The 2,564-nt window shown below is 32.7% G+C and carries 3 protein-coding genes; all 3 read right to left on the reverse strand.

The window, feature by feature from the left end; translation table 11 throughout:
• Window positions 1-128 precede the first annotated feature (128 nt).
• The 3 genes from FS875_RS09630 to FS875_RS09640 all read right to left on the reverse strand — a co-directional run bounded on the left by FS875_RS09630 (window position 129) and on the right by FS875_RS09640 (window position 2,401).
• Window positions 129-452: a helix-turn-helix domain-containing protein gene (locus FS875_RS09630; protein ID WP_144756176.1), complete on the reverse strand. Its 324-nt coding sequence runs from the start codon at window positions 450-452 to the stop codon at window positions 129-131.
• Window position 453: 1 nt separating this feature from the next.
• Window positions 454-804, reverse strand: coding sequence for a type II toxin-antitoxin system RelE/ParE family toxin (locus tag FS875_RS09635; RefSeq protein ID WP_144756179.1), 351 nt, complete (start codon window positions 802-804; stop codon window positions 454-456).
• Between the two features lie 817 nt (window positions 805-1,621).
• Window positions 1,622-2,401 carry a hypothetical protein gene (locus FS875_RS09640; RefSeq protein ID WP_144756182.1) on the reverse strand — a complete coding sequence of 260 codons (780 nt, stop codon included), beginning with the start codon at window positions 2,399-2,401 and terminating at the stop codon, window positions 1,622-1,624.
• Between the last annotated feature and the right edge of the window lie 163 nt (window positions 2,402-2,564).

Here is a 2,564-nt window from a genome sequence, read left to right on the forward strand (position 1 = left end):
TAATTTATGTGAAATTATTTTATATGAATCCAATTAAGAATCCACACTTTTATACATGTTTAAATTGACCATTGTTTATAAATAATTGCTATGTACGAATAGAGCATAAAAACAAATCATAAAGAGGTTTAAGAAGCAAAAACAACTTCAAATTGTCCTTCAAGCGTTTTAACTTTTTCTGAACTTACAACAATCTTGATATCATTTCCCAATTTTGCCAAACACTCAAGCATTTTCATTTCACTAATCCCTCGAAATTCTCCACTTAAAAGTTTAGACAATTTTGGTTGAGTCATTTTTAAAAGTTGACTAGCTTGCTTTTGTGTTAAGTTTTTTTCTTTCAGAATTTGAGTAATCTTATGTGCAAGTTGCGCTTTGATAAGCATCTCTCTAGAATCTGAAAAACCAAGATCCGTATAAACATTGGAACTCCCGTGAAAAACATTGATCATTTTAATCTCCTTCTAATTGTTCTGCTAATTTGAGACGTTCTTTAATCAGATTTATGTCTGGTTTTGGTGTTGCAATACCATGGGTCGATTTTTTCTGAAAACAATGCAACACATAAAGAGATTTTTTATATTTTACTGTATAAACGGCGCGATAAGTTCCTTGAATATCACGTTCAATAATTTCTAGAACATTGGCAGATCCAAACCCCTTGAGAACCTTAACATTTTCTCCTTTATCTCCTATCTGAGCAAGATAAAGAGCATAACCAATCCTTTGTTGAATAAGATCAGGAAGACTTTTTATATCTTTGAGTGAAGATCCAAGCCATATGATACGTTTTATTTTACTCATGATTATTAATATACCTATATAGGTATAATTTCAAGTGCTTATTTTAATAATACTAAGTTAGAAATGCTTAATTCTAAAGATAACGAACTCAAAATTGAGCTGGTTAATTTGCAAGGCAATTATGTTTAAGTGCACAATGAAAATACGCTTATGATAACCTCTTTAAATGAACGTTTAAACGTTTGAAACATAAAATGAGATCTTTATAAGAAACGTTTAAAACCTCTTTTTATAACAATTATCTCAGTTATCATTTGTTTTTAAAAACGTCTCATTTATCAAAAAGCAAAGATCTAGATTTCATAGCAGAGCCAATTTAAAAGCCTTAGATTTGATAAAAACGTTTTGATTTGTTTGATAGGTTTTGATTTTAGAATATCAGTTATTTTAATTCACTCAACTCAACTTCGAGGTCAGCATATTGAAATATTTTTAAAAAGCATTGTGATTATGTATTTTTTTCAAATGAATTTCTTTAAAGAAAAGGGCGTTATGATTAATACGTTTGATAGTTATAACAAGCGTTTATAGTTTCTCTTATTCAAATGAATGCTATCAAAATTATACCCATCATTTACGGTTCTTTTGATAAGTTTTCATAAAAACAATAGAACACTTGCAATATGATACGTTTTGTATATATGCATTCATTACTCCATTGTGGATGATTATTAAATCATTAGAATCAAAATTTGAAAGCCACGTCATATCAATTGGCACGGCTTTCTTTTTGAACTCTCTCTTTTATGATACGTTTTAAACAATGTATCTTATAATGCGTTTGTAGCCATTAAAGGCGCCCCCCAAGCGCTGTTTTTTATTCTGTTTTATCAATAATCTTGATGACATGATCGCTTTCATAAACCTCATAATTTATAGGAACTTCCCTTACTTTGCTTTTCTTGGTTAATTTCGCATTGCCATAAGCACGACCCCAGACCTTGGTATAGAATAAAACCTTGGCATTGCCAAAAACAGAGCCATAAATTTCAGCACAACCACCCACCAAAGCACCACCATAGACCTTGCCATGTATTTTTGCACGACCATTAATAAAGGCATTATTATAAACCTCAGCATAGCTATGAATACGAGCCGAGCCAGCAACAATGGCACGACCATAAACCCTTGCATAACTAAAAACCGTAGCATCATAAGAAACATGCGCATGATCATAAATATGAGCATCAGCAAAAATGCAAGCACCCCCAGTTACATGGGCATACCCATAAACATTGCCATAAACACGGGCATTGCCATAGACACAAGCATGGTCATAAACCCTTGCATATTGAGAGATGAAAGCCTTGCCATAGATTTCACAATTCCCATAGACTTGACCACACACTTGAGAAAAATGCCGTATTTTTGCATTGTCATAAACACGGGCATGACCATAGACACAAGCATCATCATACACCCAGCAATTGCCATCATGAGAAAGATTGGCTTCCTTTTCAATAAAGCCACCCAAAGAACCAGCTTTGACATCATCAAAATCTTTTAAAGCCCGAATGCGATAAAGGTTAATAATATTACGAGTAAGTGCATGTTTAATTTTTTTGATTTCGCTAGTTAATTCATATTTTTTGCACATAAGGACACCCTCACAATCTAATGTGATAAAGATTTGCTAAAATTTGGAATGGAAAATTTGAAAGAGAGACGCCCCCGCCGCGCCCGCGCGTTCAATTATGCTGCTTTATTTGTGCTTTGTTCACTAACATCACTATCTTTATAAATTTTTCTATTGCCTTTAA

The organism is Bartonella saheliensis (assembly GCF_902162175.1).

Coding starts and splice junctions, on each gene's coding strand:
- FS875_RS09630 (WP_144756176.1), bottom strand. CDS start 452: ATGATCAATGTTTTTCACGGGAGTTCCAATGTTTATACGGATCTTGGT.
- FS875_RS09635 (WP_144756179.1), bottom strand. CDS start 804: ATGAGTAAAATAAAACGTATCATATGGCTTGGATCTTCACTCAAAGAT.
- FS875_RS09640 (WP_144756182.1), bottom strand. CDS start 2,401: ATGTGCAAAAAATATGAATTAACTAGCGAAATCAAAAAAATTAAACAT.